This is a genomic window from Pseudonocardia zijingensis, assembly GCF_042657305.1.
Taxonomy (GTDB): domain Bacteria; phylum Actinomycetota; class Actinomycetes; order Mycobacteriales; family Pseudonocardiaceae; genus Pseudonocardia; species Pseudonocardia zijingensis.
On record NZ_JBHSKO010000001.1, the window covers coordinates 504,329 to 521,255 of the forward strand.

Below are 16,927 nucleotides of genomic sequence, written 5' to 3' on the forward strand. Positions count from 1 at the left end.
GGTCACGCCGCCTTCCGGTTGCGGTCGATCGCCGCGGTGGCGCGGGCGGCGACGGCCGCCATCGCGTCGGCGGGGGAGCGTTCACCGATCCAGCAGAGGTCCTGCTGCTGGGAGAGGGCGAGGTCGATCTCGGCGTACGCGGTGAGGTTGCTGTCGACGTAGAGCTGGGCCGGCTCGTCGAACAGCACCCTGCGGAAGGAGTCGACGTCGAACCAGCGATCGGGCTCCGGCCCGAGCAGGCTGGCGAGCACCTCCTCCTGCGGCACGTTGCCGAGTGCCGGGATCTTGCCGCCCTTCGCCATGTGCCGCGCGCCCTCGGTCACCCAGAACCGCACGAACTCCCACGCGAGGTCCTGCCGCGGCGACCGCGGGTTGATCATGATGAAGTTGTTGTACTGGCCCTGGTCCCAGCCGGTGCCGTCCGCGGTGGTCGGCAGCGGCGCCGCGGCCACCCGGAAGTCATGTGGGTAGTTCTCCTCGTCGTGGAGGTAGCGCAGGCTGAAGGGAGGGGTGACCCAGGTCGCGAACTCGCCGGCGACGAACCCGTTCTGCTGGTAGGCGTCCAGGTGCCGGGCGAGGACCTCCGTCCACGGGTACGCGACCCCGTCGCGGATCGCGCGCTGCCCGAGCTCGAGCCATTCCACGAAGCGCGGGTCGGCGAGGTTGGAGCCGCCCTCCGGTGTGAACCAGTAGTCGGGGCCGAGGGCGATGCGCGCGGTCCGGGGGACCTCGTAGGTGCCGAACACGCCGTCGCTGCGGATCTCCCGTGCGACCTGCTCGAACTCCGGCACGGTCCAGCGCGTGGGCAGCGGGGTCCCGGCCCGCTCCCGCGCTGCCTCGTTGAACAGCACGAACCACGGCTCCGCCACGGTGGCCAGCGCGCGCACCCGGTCGCCGTCCCAGAGCGCCGTGGGGTTGCGGCGGTCGAGGTACGGGGCGAGCTCGGCGTCGCCCGCGAGCCGGTCGGTGACGTCGAGCATCATCCGCGACTCGGCTCGCAGTGCGAGCTGCTTCGTCTGGTAGGTGAAGTAGACGTCGATGTCGACGCCACCCTGCAGCGCGGTGTCGAGCTTGAGGTTCCCGCGGTCGTCGTTGACGAAGCGGGTGTAGGACACCTCGGTGCCGGGGTGCGCCGCGGTGAAGGCCTCGACCAGGGCGGCCGGTCCCGACCCGGGCGGCACCCCGCCCCAGACGTTCAGCCTGTTCGGCGGGGTCGCTCCACTGCCGGAACCGCACCCGCCCAGCACCCCGGCCGACGCGATGCCGGCGCACCCCGCCAGGAACTGCCGCCGCGTGGGCGTCCGCGCCCTTCCTCGTCCGATCACCCGATCTCCCTTGACCGTCGTGAGTCCCGCATCGGTGCAAGAGATTATTGGTAGCTCGGCGATCTGACTAGCGTCAGCGCAAGAAATTTTCAACGACGGCGCGCAGGTGGCCTCCCGTCACACGATGTGCGATCAGTGATCCGTCGCCAACCGGCCGGCGACGTGCACGTCGACCCGGCGCCCGTCCACGAGCCACGCCTCGCGCCGGCGTCCCTCCACCAGGAACCCGCAGCGCTGCGCCACCCGGGCGGAGGCGGTGTTGCCGTCGGCCCAGGCGTAGGTGAGCCGGTGCAGGCCGAGCCCGCCGAAGGCGAAGCGGATCACGGCGGACAGCGCGGTGGTGGTCATCCCGCGCCCCCGCGCGGCCGGGAGCGCCAGGCAGGCCACCTCGGCGCTGCCGTGGCACAGGTCCAGGTCGGCCAGCTCCACCTCGCCGAGCATCTCGCCGGTGGTCGGTTCGCAGACCGCCCACGAGTACCGCTCGTCGCGCAGCCACTCGGCGCTGCGGCGCCGGATGTACGCCTCGGCGTCGGCGGGGTCGGCTCGGGGCCGGTGCCGCCACCGGGCGATCTCCGGGTCGGTGCTGGTGGCGACCACCGCGGGCCGGTCGTCCACCCGGTCGTCGCAGCGCAGCGCGCGCAGGTACCAGAGACCGGCGTTGATCTCGACGGGGTCCAGTTCGGTTCCCTCTAGTCCTTGATCTCGCAGATCACGGTGCCCTGCGACACCGAGCTGCCCTGCGCGGCGGCCAGGCCGGTGATCGTGCCGTCCTTGTGGGCGGTGACCGGGTTCTCCATCTTCATCGCCTCGAGGACGACGACCAGGTCGCCCGCGGAGACCGTGTCCCCGTCGGAGACGGCGACCTTGATGATGGTGCCCTGCATCGGCGCGGTGACGGCGTCGCCGGACACGGCCGATCCGCCCTTGCCGCCGCCGCGCTTGCGGGGCGGGGCCTTCGTCGCGGCCGCGGGGCCGCCTCCGCCGATGGCGAGGTCGCCCGGTAGCGACACCTCGAGCCGCCGCCCGCCCACCTCGACCACGACCGTCTGCCGCGGGGCCGCCTCGGTGTCGGCGCCCTCGCCGCCGGTGAACGGCTCGACCGTGTTGTCCCACTCCGTCTCGATCCAGCGGGTGTGCACGGTGAAGTCCTCGCCGGACGCGGCGGCGAACGCCGGGTCGTCCACGACGAGGCGGTGGAACGGCAGCACCGTGGCCATGCCCTCGACCTGGAACTCGGCGAGGGCCCGGCGGGAGCGCTCGAGGGCCTGGGTGCGGTCCGACCCGGTGACGATGAGCTTGGCCAGCAGCGAGTCGAACTGGCCGCCGATGACGGAGCCGGCCTCGACGCCCGCGTCCACCCGGACACCGGGGCCGGACGGCAGCGTGATCGCCGAGACGGTGCCGGGGGCGGGCAGGAATCCGCGGCCCGCGTCCTCGCCGTTGATCCGGAACTCGATCGAGTGGCCGCGCGGCTCGGGGTCCTCCCGCAGTGTGAGCTCCTCACCCTCGGCGATGCGGAACTGCTCGCGCACGAGGTCGAGCCCGGAGGTCTCCTCCGAGACGGGGTGCTCCACCTGCAGCCGGGTGTTGACCTCGAGGAACGAGATCAGCCCGTCCTGCCCCACGAGGAACTCGACGGTGCCCGCGCCGTGGTAGCCGGCCTCCTTGCAGATGGCCTTGGCGGCCTCGTGGATGGTGGTGCGCTGCTCGTCGGTGAGGAACGGCGCGGGCGCCTCCTCCACGAGCTTCTGGAACCGCCGCTGCAGCGAGCAGTCGCGGGTGCCCACGACGACGACGTTGCCGTGGGTGTCGGCCAGCACCTGCGCCTCGACGTGGCGCGGCCGGTCGAGGTAGCGCTCCACGAAGCACTCGCCGCGCCCGAAGGCGGCCACCGCCTCGCGGACCGCCGACTCGTAGAGCTCGCGGATCTCCTTGCGCTCCCGCGCCACCTTCATGCCGCGACCGCCGCCGCCGAACGCGGCCTTGATCGCGATGGGGAGGCCGTGCTCGTCGGCGAAGGCCTCCACCTCCTCGGGGCCCGAGACCGGGTCCGGCGTGCCGGGCACGAGTGGCGCGCCCGCGCGGGTGGCGATGTGGCGTGCGGTGACCTTGTCGCCGAGGTCGCGGATCGCCTGCGGCGTGGGGCCGATCCACGTGATGCCCGCGTCGATGACGGCCTGGGCGAAGTCGGCGTTCTCGGAGAGGAAGCCGTAGCCGGGGTGGATCCCGTCGGCGCCCGCCTTGCGGGCCGCGCCGATCACCTTGTCGACGTCGAGATAGGACTCCGCCGCGGTGTTGCCGCCCAGCGCGAAGGCCTCGTCGGCCAGCCGGACGAACGGGGCGTCGCGATCGGGGTCGGCGTACACGGCGACGCTCGCGATCCCGGCGTCGCGACAGGCCCGGACGACCCGGACGGCGATCTCCCCGCGGTTGGCCACGAGGACCTTGCTCAAGCGCGGCACGGTCGGCCTCCTGGAGTGGCGTGCTCCGGGGAACCTGTGCCCCGGCGCAGTGGTTACCCGGGAGTTTAGGGATCGATGCCCGCGGGCCGACCGTGATGTGACCGACGCCGGTCCCGACGGGACCCGCCCCCGCAGCCCCGCCACCCCTCGAGACGGCGCTGCGGGGGCGAGGCGATTGCGATGATCACGCCCGCGTGGTTGCGATGTGCCATCGCGATCGCCTCGGCCGGGGACCTCGGCGGTGGCGGCTATCCCCCGTTGCCGCCACCGCCTCCGCCGCCGTCACCCCCTCCGCTGACGGCGAGCCCCGACGTCCTGATGCCGGCCGCCGCGGCGGCCGGGGGCGCGATCTCCCTGGCGAAACCGGGTGCCGAGACGGCCAGCGCCCCGGTGCCGAAGAGTCCGACGCCCAGTGCGGCGCCCGCCGGGCCGTGTGAGTGCCAGTCCGGCGCGCTCTCGGGCGCGAGTGCACGGTGCCGGTCGCGCAGGGCCGCAAGCGCGCGGTTGCCGCGGCGGGTGCGCCGCGGAGACAGCGTGAGTTGCAGCACAGCGACGGCCGTGACGACCAGGAGGGCGGTAACCAGGAGCCCCACCGGCCGCACCTCGGCGATGTCGGCCAGCACGCGGACGAGCCCGAGCGCCGCGACCCCGAGCATCCAGAGGCCGACGAGGCGGATCCGGCGCCTGCGGTCCTCTGCGAGCAGGAAGCCGCCTGCCACCAGGCGCTCCTCGATCGCGGCCAGCTCGGGACGCACCGACCGGTGGAACACCAGCCGCCTGCGCCCGACCGGGCTGCCCGCGGTGGCGTGGATCGCGCGCTCGAGCGCGCCGGCCGCGTCGTCCAGCCGCCCGACGGCCCGCACCGTGCCGTCCGCCGCGATGAGCGTGCCCCGCAGGTGCATCGCGCACAGGGCCGACCACACCGCCAGCTCGCCGCCGCCGGACAGGTACGCGACCTCGTGCGGGTGGTCGGTGAGATCGGCGAGCGGTTTCGTCGCGCCCGGCTCCGCGAGCGCGCGGCGCGCGCACATGCTGCCCGCCCCGACGGTGGCGGCGATCAGCAGGTAAGCGGGCAGGAAGGTCGAACCGGCGATGCCCCAGGTCTCAGCGGTAGCTGCTGCGAGGGCCATCGAACACCTCCTGGGACGTCTTCATGAGACGGCTCACCCGGGGGATGGACGCCGGCGGAGCTTGCGAGCCGGCGGGGTGGGTGGGAACAGTGTTGCGGCCCACACCCGGCGCACGGAACGTTCTTCACAAGGACTTGAGGTTGGGGACGAGGTCCCGTTCAGGTTGCGATGGCGTTCCGGACCTGCTTCTTGATCCGGGCGAGCATCGCGGCCATCCCGCGCAGCCGCAGCGGGCTCACCGCCTCGCCGAGCCCGAGCGCGGTGTAGAAGTCGTCGGGCACGGCGAGCACGTCGGCGGCGGGCTCGCCGTCGAGGCCCGTGTGCATGATCGATGCGAAGCCGCGGGTGGTGGGCGCCTCGGGCGGTGCCGAGAAGAACAGGTGCACGCGCCGCTCGGCGTCGGAGTCGACCTCCACCGCCAGGAACAGCGGCGACTGGCACTCGTGCACCTGCTCCATCGTGTCGGCCGCGTCGGCGTAGCGCTGCGGGAGCTCGGGCAGCTCCTGCGAGAGCTCCAGCAGCAGCTGCAGCCGGTCCTTCGGCCCGACACCCGAGAAGTCGTCCACCAGCTCCGCGAGCTGCGGGGGCAGCGTGGCCGTCATGCCGACCCGCGCTCCGAGCCCTGCACGATCGGCACACGCACGGAGTTGCCCCACTCCGTCCAGCTGCCGTCGTAGTTGCGGACCTTCGAGAACCCGAGCAGGTGGGTGAGCACGAACCAGGTGTGGCTGGACCGCTCGCCGATGCGGCAGTAGGCGACGACGTCGTCGTCGGGGGACAGGCCCTGCTCCTGCAGGTAGATGGCCTCGAGCTCGGGCCGCGGCTTGAACGTGGCGTCCTCGGCCGCCGCGCGGGCCCACGGCACGCTCGCCGCGCCCGGGATGTGGCCGCCGCGCACCGCGCCCTCCTGCGGGTAGTCGGGCATGTGCAGCAGCTCGCCGGAGTACTCGCCGGGCGACCGGACGTCGACCAGCGGCTTGCCGAGGTGGGCGAGCACGTCCTCCTTGAACGCCCGGATGGTGCGGTCGTCGCGGTCCACCACCGGGTAGTCGACCTGCTGCGGCTTGGGCTGCTCGGTGGTGAGCTCGCGGCCCTCGGCCACCCACTTGGCGCGGCCGCCGTCGAGGATCCGCACGTCCGGATGCCCGAACAGGGAGAACACCCAGAGGGCGTAGGTGGCCCACCAGTTGTTGCGGTCGCCGTAGAACACGACCGTGGTGTCGCGGGTGATGCCGCGCTCGCCGCAGATCTGGGCGAAGCGCTCGCCCTGGACGTAGTCGCGGGTGACCGGGTCGTTCAGCTCGGTGTGCCAGTCGACCTTGACCGCGCCCGGGATGTGGCCGGTGTCGTAGAGCAGCACGTCCTCGTCGGACTCCACGACGACGAGGCCGTCCGCACCGAGGTTCTGGGCGAGCCACTCGGTGGTGACCAGGCGCTCGGGGTGGGCGTACGCGGCCAGCTTGGGGTCGGTGTCGTTGGGCAGTCCCATGTAGTAGAGGCTAGTCCTTCTCCCTACCCGAGCAGGACCGTGCGCAGGTCGAGCCGGTGCAGGACGCGATCGGCCGCCTCCGGGTCGACGCCCGGTTCGCGGCGGGCCCTCAGCACCTCCTCGCGGGCGGCGGCGAGCGCGTCCGCCTGCACCTCCATCGCGAGGGCGCGGCCGCGGCGCAGCGCCTCGACGTGGTCGCGTTCCTCCGTGGTCGGCGGGTCGCCGCGCAGCAGCGCCTCCAGCCTCGTCATCCGTTCGTGGAGCGCAGTGGCCGCCTCCTCCGGCAGGTCGGCGGTGCGCTCGCGCTGCGCCACGCGCTCGAGGGCGGCTCGGCGGGCCCGCAGGGTGAGCTCCTTCTCCGCCGCCTGCTCCGCGTCGGCGTCGGCCTGCACGCCGAGCCGCCGCACGAGCAGCGGCAGCGTGAGGCCCGGCCCGATCAGCGTCACGATCAGCACGGAGCAGCCGATCACCACGAGCTCGGCGCGCGCCGGGAACGGCCCGTCGACGGTGGCCACCGGGAGCGCGAGGGCGAGCGCGAGGGTCGCCAGCCCGCGCATCCCGCACCAGGTGAGCACCACGGCCTCCCGGCCGGTGACGGGTGCGGCCAGCGCGCTGCGCGCGCGCCGCACGAGCAGCCACGCCCCCACCATCCAGGCGGCGCGGATGCCGATCACCACGCAGCAGACGACGGCGGCGTGGGCGAGCATCCGCGGCAGGTCCGGCCCGGCCGCCTCGACCACCTGCCGCAGGTCCAGCCCGATGAGGCCGAACGCCACGCCCGTGACGAGCAGCTCGACCACGTCCCAGAACGACCGCTGCACGAGGCGTTCCGCCGCCTCGTCGCCCATGCTGGCCGACCGCAGCTGGAGCGCGACCACGACCACGGCGACGACCCCGGAGGCGTGCATCTCCTCGGCGGCGAGGTAGACCGCGAACGGCAGCACGAGGGTGAGCGCGCTGCGACCGGTCGGGTCGGTCACGCGGTCGCCGATCCAGCGGGCGATCCAGGCGAAGACGATCCCCAGCGCGACCGCCGCCACCACGCCGAGCGCGAACCGCAGCAGCAACCCGGGCGCCGACAGCTCGCCGCGCTGCACGGTGGCGAGCACGGCGGTCTGGAACACGACCAGCGCCGTGGCGTCGTTGAACAGGCCCTCGCTCTGCAGCACCGACAGCAACCGGCGCGGCATCCGGACCGGCCCGGCGACGGCCTCGACCGCCACCGGGTCGGGCGGCGCGACCATCGCGCCGAGCGCCACGGCGGCGGTGAGCGTGATGCCGGGCACGAGCGCCATCGCGGTGCCGGCCACCGCTGTGATCGTCACGGCGACGAGCGCCACCGCGAGCAGCGCGATGCTGCGCCAGCGGGCGCGGAACAGCGCCCACGACGTGCGCTGGGCCGTCGCGAAGAGCAGCGGCGGGAGGAACAGCGGGAGGATCAGCTCGGGATCGAGGTCGAACGCGTCGGGCAGTCCTGGCACGGCCCCCACCACGACCCCGAGCAGCACCATCAGCACGGGCCACGGCAACCGCGTCCGGTCGCCGACCCCGACCAGGAGCACGGCCGCGAGCATCAGCCCGACGACGAGAAGCAGTACCTCCACGCGCCCAGCCTGCCGTGGCCGCCGGGCCGGCCCGGAACGAGGTCCTGATCAGCCGGTGGGCCTGCTCCACAGATCGGTGACGACCACCCCGACGGCCGCCAGGAGCCGCCGCACCAGCGGGAGGCTGATGCCGATCACGTTGGACGCGTCGCCGTCGATGCCCTCGACGAACCAGCCGCCCAGCCCGTCGAGGGTGAACGCGCCCGCGACGACGAGCGGCTCGCCGCTGGCGAGGTAGGCCTCCAGCTCGGCGTCGGACGGCTCGCCGAACCGGACGGTGGTGACGGCGTGGCCCTCGGCGACCTGGTCGATCCCGCCCGCGGTCGACCGGAGCACGGCGTGGCCGGTGACGAGCTCACCGGTGCCGCCCGCCATCGCCTTCCAACGGCGGCGGGCGGTGTCGGGGTCGCGCGGCTTGCCGACGAGCTCGCCGCCCACGAGCAGCATCGAGTCGCAGCCGATCAGCACGACCTCGCCGTGCGTGTCGCCGATGCGCCGTGCCACGGCCGTGGCCTTCGCCGCCGCGAGGTGGGTGACCTTCTCGGCGGGTGAGGCGTGTGGGATCGCCGCGAGCAGCGCGTCCTCGTCGACGTCGGCGACCTCGACCAGCGGGTCGACGCCCGCCGCGCGCAGGACAGCGAGGCGGGCGGGTGACGCGGAGGCGAGCACGAGGCGCACGGCCGACGACCTTACGAGACGACCGCCGCGCCTCCCGCTTCGCCTACCGTCCTGCCACCGCCGGGGCGACCAGGTCCGGCTCCCGGACGGGCTCGGCGGTGGGCGCGGGCTGCTTCGTGACGAACGCGTGCCGGGCGGCGGCGAAGCCGAGGCGGTCGTCGAAGATGTCCCGGCTCATCTCGGCCAGCTCGCGGATCCGGTAGGTCTCCAGCGGGCGGTGCCGCTCGTCGGCGGCCCGGGCCGCGGCCTTGGCGGCCAGCTGGCCCGCCAGCTCGTCGGAGGTGGCCAGCCGGAACGCGTGGTCGATCACGGCGGCGTGGAACTCGTCGGGCGACCCGGGCAGCACGGCGTCGGCGAGCCCGATGGCGGTGGCCTCGGCCGCCCCGATCGGCAGGCAGTCCTCCGTGAGCCGCCGCGCCTCGGCGGTGCCGACCCGGCGGGGGAGCGTGTAGGTCCAGTACTCGGAGCCGGTGAGGCCCATCGTCCGGTAGTGCGGGTTCAGCACGACTCCCGAGCGCAGCAGCACCTGGTCGGCGCCCAGCCCCATCATCACCCCGCCCGCCCCGGCGTTGCCGCCGACCGCGGCGACGACGAGCTGGTGGGTGCAGGTGATGATCTCGCGGCAGACGTCGTTGATCGCGTTGATGTTGCGCCACGCCTCGGCGGCCGCGTCCGGGCGGGCCTCGATGACGTTCAGGTGGATCCCGTTGGAGAAGAACTGCCCGCCGTGCAGGACGAGCACCGACGTGTCCTGGGCCGCAGCGGCCCGCAGCGCGGCGGCCAGGCGGTGGCACTGGGCCGTGGACATCGCGCCGTTGTAGAAGTCGAAGCCGACCACGCCGACCGGGCCCTGGCGGTGGTAGGTGATCTCGCGGTAGCCGGCTCCCGGAGGGCCGAGCGGCTCCAGCGACTCGGGGACGCCGGCGAGCCGGTCGCGGAGCACGGTGGTGGCCGGCAGCTTGATCCGGGGGCCGTCGCCGATGCGGCGCAGGTGGCCGATCCACAGGGCGCCGTCACCGGTGCGGACGAGCACGGCCCCGTGGCGGCGCAGCGCGATCGTGCCAGGCTCGCCCGGGGTGGCCGGGCCGCGGTGGGCGTCGAAGACCGACACCGGGAGCCCGGCGAGCTCGGTGCGGACGCCGGGGGAACCGTCGGCCGCGCGGATGCGCCGCAGCACCTCGTCGGTGGGATCGGACCAGGAGAAAGCCCGGTCGACCTGGCGCATCGTGGGCCGGAGCCGGCCCCGGACACCCGGGCGGGAGTAGTCGAGCGGGCGCGGCCGGAACCGCGGGTCGCTCACCTTCGCCACGACCTCCCGGGCGAGCGCGGACGCCGCCTCGGTGACCGGGCCCGCGTAGAGCGCGCTCTTGCGCGGCGGCTCGGCGGGGAGGGGGAACTCGCGGGTGGCCCAGATCGGGCCCGCGTCCATCTCCGTGACCGCGCTGAGGGCGGTGACGCCCCACCCCGGCTCCGCGCCGCTGATCGCCCAGTCCAGGGACGAGGGGCCGCGGTCGCCCTCCGGCCCGGGATGGATGATCACGGTGGGCCGGGAGGACCAGATGTCGTCGGGGATGCGTTCCTTCAGGAACGGGCAGAGGATGAGGTCGGGGTTGACAGCGGCGACGGCACGCCGCATGGCGTCGTCCGATTCGGCCGTGCGCTGCACCACGTCGTGCCCGTCCGAACGCAGATCCGTCCACACCCGTTGGGTGAGGCCGTTGAACGACGAGCACAACAGGAGGATTCTCACACCGATCTCCGTGGTCGCGATTTCGGGCGCATCGCGATGACGGCTCTCCGAATCATGGTGAACCGCGCGAATACGCATCCACGATCGACATCTGCCCTGACGTCCGTGGATTCGGCGCACCCTCCTGGCCGGTCGATCGTTGTAGGGAGCGAGGAGCGGTGCGTGATGGGACTGTAACCGGCTGACCGCGCCTCCAGCTAGCGACGAATGGACGCACCTGTGAGGCCATTCGGTCTAGTGCCGTTGGTCCGAACGTCGAAACCACAGAACGTTCCCTGCAGCGCGCCCAGCGGTGCCCCTGGATCGCCAAGAGACGACAGGCGGTCACGCTGCGTGTGTACATGCATGCCAGCGGTAATTGACCGTGGTGATCGGCCGTCGTTTTCCCGATCGTGATCTGAGCCGAACGGGCGAGCAGTCAGGGCGAGCGGTCCAGTGGTTACGCCATTTCGCGCAGCGCCCGCGCGAGCATTGCCTCGCGACCTGAGTCGCCTTGTAGGGTCCGCCGACCAGATGCACGGAAATTGGCGTTGGCGACGGACGGAGCAGACCTCCATGCAGACCAGTACGCCGATCGGCCCTCCCGAGGAGGTAACCGACGGAACGGGCCGGGCGGTGAATCGCCTGCTCGACTACCTGCCTCGCGGCAACACGCTCGACGAAGGCTCGTGGCGGCGGCGTCACGAGCTGCTGCAGTGGGTGCTGCTGATCCACATCCCCGCGATGGCCGTGCTCGGCCTGCTGCTGGACAACCCCCCGCTCGAGATCGGCTACGCGCTGATCGCTCCCGCGGTCTTCCTCGTGCTCGGCCACGTGCTGCACAACCGCAGGGTCGCGTCGTCCTGCGTGACGGGCGGCCTGGTGTTCTCCTCTGCCGGGCTGGTGGTGCTCACCTCGGGCAGCATCGAGGCGCACTTCCACTTCTTCATCATCATCGGGTTCATCGCCCTCTACCAGGACTGGGTGCCGTTCCTCTGGAACGTCGGCTTCACCTTCATCAGCCACGGCATCGGCACCATCTGGCTGGGCAGCCTGATCTTCAGCCACGCGGCGGGCCAGGCCAACCCGTGGCTGTGGTCGTTCATCCACGGCATCGCGGTGCTCTTCGCCTGCGTCGGCATGGTGATCTTCTGGCGGATCACCGAGGACGAGCAGACGGAGAAGGAGGCGCTCGGGCGCAGGCTGATCACGGCCGACGCGGAGATCGGGCGCCGCCGCTTCACCTCCGAGATGCTGGTCAACCTGGCGCGCCGCAACCAGAGCATGCTCTACCGGCAGCTGGACATCATCAACCAGCTCGAGGAGCGGGAGCGCGACCCCGACGCCCTCTCCCACCTGTTCACGCTCGACCACCTCGCCACCCGCGTGCGCCGCAACGCCGAGAGCCTCCTCGTGCTGGCCGGCGAGCAGCCGCCCCGCACGTGGTCGGCCCCGGTGCCGCTGCGCGACGTCGTGCGCGCCGCCATCGCGGAGACCGAGGACCTCGACCGGGTCGTGTTCGCGATCGACGACCGCGTCGCCGTCTCCGGCGGGGCCGTCGCCGACCTCACGCACCTCATCGCCGAGCTCACGGAGAACGCGGTGCGGTTCTCGCCGCCGGACACCGCGGTCACCATCCGCGCCCGGCCGGACCGGCGCGACGACGGCGGCTACCTGATGACGATCGAGGACTGGGGCGTCGGCATGCCGCCCGACGACCTCGCCGCCGCCAACGAGCTGCTCGCCACCCCGCGCGAGGTCGACCTGGCCGTCGCGCAGCGCCTGGGCTTCCACGTGGTCGCCCGGCTCGCCGCCCGCCACGGCATCTCGGTCTCCCTCGGCAACACGCCGGGCACGGGCGTCACGGCCGTCCTCGCGCTCCCCGCGGCCCTGTTCTCGGCGACCCCACCCGCCGACGCCGCGCTCGACACGGGCATGACCGAGGCGCGCCCGTACGTCACCGGCGAGGTGCAGCGCCGCGAGGCGCGCGCCGAGCAGTCGTTCGGCGGCGGTACCGGCTGGGTGGAGCCGGTGTCCACGACCGGCGCCGTGCGCATCGGCAACGGCAACGGCCACGGCCACGCGAACGGCAGCGCGAACGGCAACGCGAACGGCAACGGCAGCTCCTACGTCACCAGCAGCGCGAACGGCAACGGGAGCGCGAACGGCAACGGCAACGGTCAGCCCCGCTGGTCGGAGCCCACAGAGGCCGAGCCGAACCGGCACGGTCTCGACGGGGCACCCGAGGGTGGCTGGCGCGGCTGGTGGAACCCCGAGTCGGCGGCGGCCGCTTCGTCCCGGCACAGCGACCGCGAGCCGGTCGGCACGGGTGGCTCCGACGGCGAGGCCCCCTCGCCCAGGTGGCAGCCGTCCCCGACCCCGCGTGAACGGCAGGCGCTCACCGCCGCCGGCGCACCCGCCGCACCCGAACCCGGCATCCCGTCGCCGCGCCCAGCGGGCGAGGCCGTGGAGAGCACCGGCGGTGGCGGCAAGCAGCTGCGCCGCCGGGTGCCACAGGCGCACCTGGCACCGGAACTGAGGCAACCGGCGGGTGAGGAGCCCGCCGGGCCGCTCGGCCCCGACGGAGCGGCCGCCAGCGCGCTGTCGCGCTACCAGGCGAGCCGGCAGGCCGCCCAGGCGGTCGTCGACGAGGGCGGAGCAGCAGGAGGGACGGGTCGGTGAGTGCTCGATCGGGGCAGCTGGACTGGCTGCTCGCGGAGTTCGTCCGGGACGTGCCCGGGGTGATCCACGGCGTGGTGGTGTCCGGTGACGGCCTGCGCCTGGCCATGTCGCCCGACGTCACCGTGGCGCTGGGCGACCAGCTCGCGGCGGCGGCGTCGGGGCTGGTCAGCCTCGCCCGCGGCACCGCACACCTGCTCGACGCCGGGCCGGTCACCCAGACCATCCTCGAGATGGCCGGTGGCTACCTGTTCGTGTCGTCGGTGAGCCAGGGAGCCACGCTGGCGGTCCACACCCACAAGCAGTGCGACATCGGCATGGTCGGCTACGAGATGACGATGCTGGCCTCGCGCGTCGGCCACGCCCTCACGCCCGCCCCGCGGGCGAGCGCAGGACGGTAGTCGTGCCGCTTTCCGACGCCATGGGGCGTCCATCGTCCGGCGCGCACCAGGCGCACGGTGGGCGTGTGGTGCCGGTGTACGCGCTCACCGGCGGGCGCACCCGCTCCACCACCGGTGCCGAGCTCCCGGTGGAGACACTGGTGACGGTCACGCCGTCCGGTCAGCGGGCCGCCGAGCTGCACCTGGAGTACCGCGCCACCGTCGAGCTCGCGGCGAGGCCGATCTCGGTGGTCGAGATCGGTGCGTCGCTGGGGGTTCCGGTCGGCGTGGCCCGCGTGCTCGTGAGCGACCTCGTCGACGCCGGGTACCTGGCCGTGCACCTCCCGCCGTCGGCGGAGGGTGGCCCGGCCCCCGAGATCCTTGAACGGTTGTTGGAGGGACTACGTGCACGCTCACACTGAGCCCGACGATCTGATCCCGCTGAAGGTGCTGATCGCCGGCGGGTTCGGAGTGGGCAAGACGACCCTCGTGAGGTCGCTCTCCGAGATCCCGCCGCTGCTCACCGAGCAGGCCATGACCGCGGCCTCGATCGGGGTGGACGAGTCCGACATGGTGCCGGGCAAGTCCACCACCACGGTGGCCATGGACTTCGGGCGCATCACCGTCGACGAGTCGCTGATCCTGTACCTGTTCGGCACGCCGGGGCAGTCGCGGTTCTGGTTCATGTGGGACGAGCTCGCGCGCGGCTCCGTCGGCGCGGTCGTGCTGGTGGACCTGCGCCGGATCGACGACTGCTTCCCGGCGATCGACTTCTTCGAGAGCAGGCGGCTGCCGTTCGTGGTGGGCGTGAACCGGTTCCCCGAAGCCGACGACTACGACGCCGACACCGTGCGCGAGGCGCTCGCCCTGCCCGCGGACTGCCCGCTGGTGTGGATGGACGCGCGGGACGCGCGCTCCAGCCGCGACACGCTGGTGACCCTGGTGGAGCACGCGCTGTCCCGCACCACGATGGTGCGCGCCGGCTGATCCACCGGCCGACGCGAACCGGCCCGCCCCCGACGGGGGCGGGCCGGCCCGGGGTCAGGCGTCAGATGCCCCCGCCACCACCGCCGCCGCAGTCACCGCCGCCGGACGACCCGCCGCCCCAGCCGCCGCCGCTGTCGCAGCCCGAGCTGCTGCTGCCGCCGCTGTCGCCGGTCCAGCCGGCGGCCCAGTTGCTGGAGCTGCTGGACGTGCTGCCGCTGCGGGTGCCGGCGTAGCGCCGCGTACCCGCGCGGCTCCCGCCCCGGCCGCCCCCCGGCCGGCCGATCGCGGCGATGACACCCGCGATCACGATGATCGCGACGATTCCGATCGTGATGATTGCTTCCACCTCGATCGCCTCCTCGTGGCCGCGGCGCACCGTCCCCCCTGGACGCCGATCACCCCGGCCGTCGACCCCGAGTGTGGGCTGCGCCACGCCTGCGGGGCCAGTGACTTGAGAAAGCTTTGAGGTGCCTCTGGGGCCCGGCTCAGCGCGGCCGGTAGGCGGTGCGCCACGCCCCGGGGCCGGGGTGCAGCGGGGTGCGGAAGCGGGTCGCGGGATCCGACCAGCGGTTGCGCCCCGCGGGCGCCGCCGGTGCGGGCCGCGGTGCCGTGGCGGCCGCGAGCACCACCGTGAGCGCGGCGAGCTCCGCGTCGGTGGGCTCGCCCCTGACCACGCGGAACGCCGCCCGCCGTTCCTCGGGCGTGCCCGTGGCGTCGGCGGCCGTCACAGCGGGATGTTCCCGTGCTTGCGCGGCGGCACGGCCTCCCGCTTCGTGGAGAGCAGCCGCAGTGCGCGGGTCACGTGACCGCGCGTGTGGGACGGCGGGATGACGCCGTCGATGTAGCCGCGGTCGGCCGCGATGTAGGGGTTGGCGAGCGTGTCCTCGTACTCCTGCTGCAGCTCCGCCCGGCGGGCGGCGAGCTCGTCACCCGCCAGCTGCCCGAGCTCCTTGCGGTACAGGATGCTCACGGCCCCGGCCGCCCCCGTGACGGCGATCTGCGCGGTGGGCCAGGCGAGGTTGACGTCCGCCCCGAGGTGCTTGGAGCCCATCACGTCGTAGGCCCCGCCGTAGGCCTTGCGGGTGATCACGGTGACCTTCGGGACGGTGGCCTCGGCGTAGGCGTAGATCAGCTTGGCGCCGCGGCGGATGATCCCGTTCCACTCCTGTTCGGTGCCGGGCAGGAAGCCCGGGACGTCCACGAACGTGAGGATCGGGATGTTGAACGCGTCGCAGGTGCGCACGAACCGGGCCGCCTTCTCCGAGGCGTCGATGTCCAGGCAGCCCGCGAATTGGGTGGGCTGGTTCGCCACCACGCCGACGGAGCGGCCGTCGACCCGGCCGAAGCCGACCACGATGTTGGGCGCGAAGAGCTCCTGCACCTCGAGGAACTCGCCGTCGTCGAGCACCCGCGTGATCACCTCGTGGATGTCGTACGGGGTGTTGGGCGAGTCGGGGATGATCGCGTCGAGCTCGAGGTCGGTGTCGGTGAGCGCGTCGGCGATCGCCCCCTCCGTCGGCTCCGGCGAGTCGAAGGCGGGCGGCTCGGACAGGTTGTTCGACGGCAGGTACGACAGCAGCTCCTTGACGTAGGAGAACGCGTCGCCCTCGTCCTCGGCGAGGTAGTGGGCCACGCCGGACTTCGTGTTGTGGGCCCGGCCGCCGCCGAGGTCCTCGAAGTCGACGTCCTCGCCGGTGACCGTCTTGATGATGTCCGGGCCGGTGATGAACATGTGGCTGGTGCCGTCGACCATCACGGTGAAGTCGGTGATCGCGGGCGAGTACACCGCACCGCCCGCGCACGGCCCCACCACCAGCGAGATCTGCGGGATCACCCCGGAGCTGCGCACGTTGCGCACGAAGATCTCGCCGTAGAGGCCGAGCGCGACCACACCCTCCTGGATGCGCGCCCCGCCGCCGTCGTTGATCCCGATGACCGGGCAGCCGATCTTGGCGGCCAGGTCCATCACCTTGACGATCTTCTCGCCGTACACCTCACCCAGGGCACCGCCGAACACCGTGGCGTCCTGGCTGAACACCGCGACCGGCCGGCCGTCGACCGTGCCGGTGCCGGTGACCACCCCGTCGCCGAACGGGCGCTTGTCCTGCATCCCGAAGTTCGTGGAGCGGTGCCGGGTGAGCGTGTCGAGCTCGACGAACGAGCCGGGGTCGAGCAGCTGGTCGATGCGTTCGCGCGCCGTCTGGCGGCCCTTCGCGTGCTGGCGCTCGACGGCGGCCTCGCTGCCGGCGTGCACCGCTCCGTCGATGCGCCGGTACAGGTCGGCGAGCTTGCCCGCGGTCGTGTGGATGTCGGGCTCGTCGGGGCCGGACGCGAACGGCTCCGTTGCGGCGCTCATGGCCGGGAGCCTAACGCTGCTCACGGCTTCGTCACCGCGATGCGCGTCACGCAGCCGACAGGTTGCACCGGCGGCTCGCCGTGGCGGGGCGCGCGCCCGGCGACGCCC

The 16,927-nt window shown here is 73.2% G+C and carries 16 protein-coding genes; 4 read left to right on the forward strand and 12 right to left on the reverse strand.

Annotated features, from left to right (window positions below; translation table 11 throughout):
• Positions 1-2: 2 nt before the first annotated feature.
• From ACFPL3_RS02690 to ACFPL3_RS02730, 9 genes are all read right to left on the reverse strand, one after another.
• The gene (locus ACFPL3_RS02690; protein ID WP_343937938.1) at positions 3-1,325 is read right to left on the reverse strand and encodes an ABC transporter substrate-binding protein; all 1,323 of its coding nucleotides are present in this window, start codon (positions 1,323-1,325) and stop codon (positions 3-5) included.
• A 132-nt stretch (positions 1,326-1,457) separates the two neighbouring features.
• On the reverse strand, positions 1,458-1,940 hold the full coding sequence (locus ACFPL3_RS02695) for a GNAT family N-acetyltransferase (protein ID WP_343937936.1): 483 nt from the start codon (positions 1,938-1,940) through the stop codon (positions 1,458-1,460).
• A gap of 74 nt (positions 1,941-2,014) precedes the next feature.
• Positions 2,015-3,787 carry an acetyl/propionyl/methylcrotonyl-CoA carboxylase subunit alpha gene (locus tag ACFPL3_RS02700; protein WP_343937934.1) on the reverse strand — a complete coding sequence of 591 codons (1,773 nt, stop codon included), beginning with the start codon at positions 3,785-3,787 and terminating at the stop codon, positions 2,015-2,017.
• Between the two features lie 248 nt (positions 3,788-4,035).
• Entirely contained in the window at positions 4,036-4,917 is an 882-nt protein-coding gene (locus tag ACFPL3_RS02705) for a TIGR04222 domain-containing membrane protein (RefSeq protein WP_343937932.1), read from the reverse strand.
• Positions 4,918-5,075: 158 nt separating this feature from the next.
• Positions 5,076-5,519, reverse strand: a complete 444-nt coding sequence (locus ACFPL3_RS02710) for a SufE family protein (protein WP_343937930.1) — start codon at positions 5,517-5,519, stop codon at positions 5,076-5,078.
• Positions 5,516-6,406 carry a sulfurtransferase gene (locus tag ACFPL3_RS02715; RefSeq protein WP_343937928.1) on the reverse strand — a complete coding sequence of 297 codons (891 nt, stop codon included), beginning with the start codon at positions 6,404-6,406 and terminating at the stop codon, positions 5,516-5,518. The genes ACFPL3_RS02710 and ACFPL3_RS02715 overlap by 4 nt, the downstream gene beginning before the upstream one ends.
• A 23-nt stretch (positions 6,407-6,429) precedes the next feature.
• On the reverse strand, positions 6,430-8,010 hold the full coding sequence (locus ACFPL3_RS02720) for a Na+/H+ antiporter (RefSeq protein ID WP_343937926.1): 1,581 nt from the start codon (positions 8,008-8,010) through the stop codon (positions 6,430-6,432).
• 48 nt (positions 8,011-8,058) lie between these two features.
• Complete coding sequence (locus ACFPL3_RS02725; protein ID WP_343937924.1) at positions 8,059-8,688, reverse strand: Maf family protein; 630 nt, start codon at positions 8,686-8,688, stop codon at positions 8,059-8,061.
• Positions 8,689-8,731: 43 nt separating this feature from the next.
• The gene (locus ACFPL3_RS02730; protein WP_343937922.1) at positions 8,732-10,438 is read right to left on the reverse strand and encodes a hydrogenase maturation protein; all 1,707 of its coding nucleotides are present in this window, start codon (positions 10,436-10,438) and stop codon (positions 8,732-8,734) included.
• 555 nt (positions 10,439-10,993) lie between these two features.
• Here ACFPL3_RS02730 and ACFPL3_RS02735 point away from each other — a divergent pair.
• The 4 genes from ACFPL3_RS02735 to ACFPL3_RS02750 all read left to right on the forward strand — a co-directional run bounded on the left by ACFPL3_RS02735 (position 10,994) and on the right by ACFPL3_RS02750 (position 14,463).
• Positions 10,994-13,099, forward strand: a complete 2,106-nt coding sequence (locus ACFPL3_RS02735) for a sensor histidine kinase (protein WP_343937920.1) — start codon at positions 10,994-10,996, stop codon at positions 13,097-13,099.
• On the forward strand, positions 13,096-13,497 hold the full coding sequence (locus ACFPL3_RS02740) for a roadblock/LC7 domain-containing protein (protein WP_343937918.1): 402 nt from the start codon (positions 13,096-13,098) through the stop codon (positions 13,495-13,497). The genes ACFPL3_RS02735 and ACFPL3_RS02740 overlap by 4 nt, the downstream gene beginning before the upstream one ends.
• A 65-nt stretch (positions 13,498-13,562) precedes the next feature.
• The gene (locus tag ACFPL3_RS02745) at positions 13,563-13,898 is read left to right on the forward strand and encodes a DUF742 domain-containing protein (protein ID WP_343937916.1); all 336 of its coding nucleotides are present in this window, start codon (positions 13,563-13,565) and stop codon (positions 13,896-13,898) included.
• Positions 13,882-14,463 carry a GTP-binding protein gene (locus ACFPL3_RS02750; RefSeq protein WP_343937914.1) on the forward strand — a complete coding sequence of 194 codons (582 nt, stop codon included), beginning with the start codon at positions 13,882-13,884 and terminating at the stop codon, positions 14,461-14,463. The genes ACFPL3_RS02745 and ACFPL3_RS02750 overlap by 17 nt, the downstream gene beginning before the upstream one ends.
• Before the next feature lie 61 nt (positions 14,464-14,524).
• Here ACFPL3_RS02750 and ACFPL3_RS02755 read toward each other — a convergent pair whose 3' ends face one another.
• The 3 genes from ACFPL3_RS02755 to ACFPL3_RS02765 form a co-directional block, all read right to left on the reverse strand.
• On the reverse strand, positions 14,525-14,809 hold the full coding sequence (locus ACFPL3_RS02755) for a hypothetical protein (RefSeq protein ID WP_343937912.1): 285 nt from the start codon (positions 14,807-14,809) through the stop codon (positions 14,525-14,527).
• A gap of 139 nt (positions 14,810-14,948) precedes the next feature.
• On the reverse strand, positions 14,949-15,191 hold the full coding sequence (locus tag ACFPL3_RS02760) for an acyl-CoA carboxylase epsilon subunit (protein ID WP_343937910.1): 243 nt from the start codon (positions 15,189-15,191) through the stop codon (positions 14,949-14,951).
• A complete protein-coding gene (locus tag ACFPL3_RS02765) occupies positions 15,188-16,819 on the reverse strand; it encodes an acyl-CoA carboxylase subunit beta (RefSeq protein WP_343937908.1) in 1,632 nt (543 codons plus the stop codon). The genes ACFPL3_RS02760 and ACFPL3_RS02765 overlap by 4 nt, the downstream gene beginning before the upstream one ends.
• Positions 16,820-16,927: the final 108 nt, after the last annotated feature.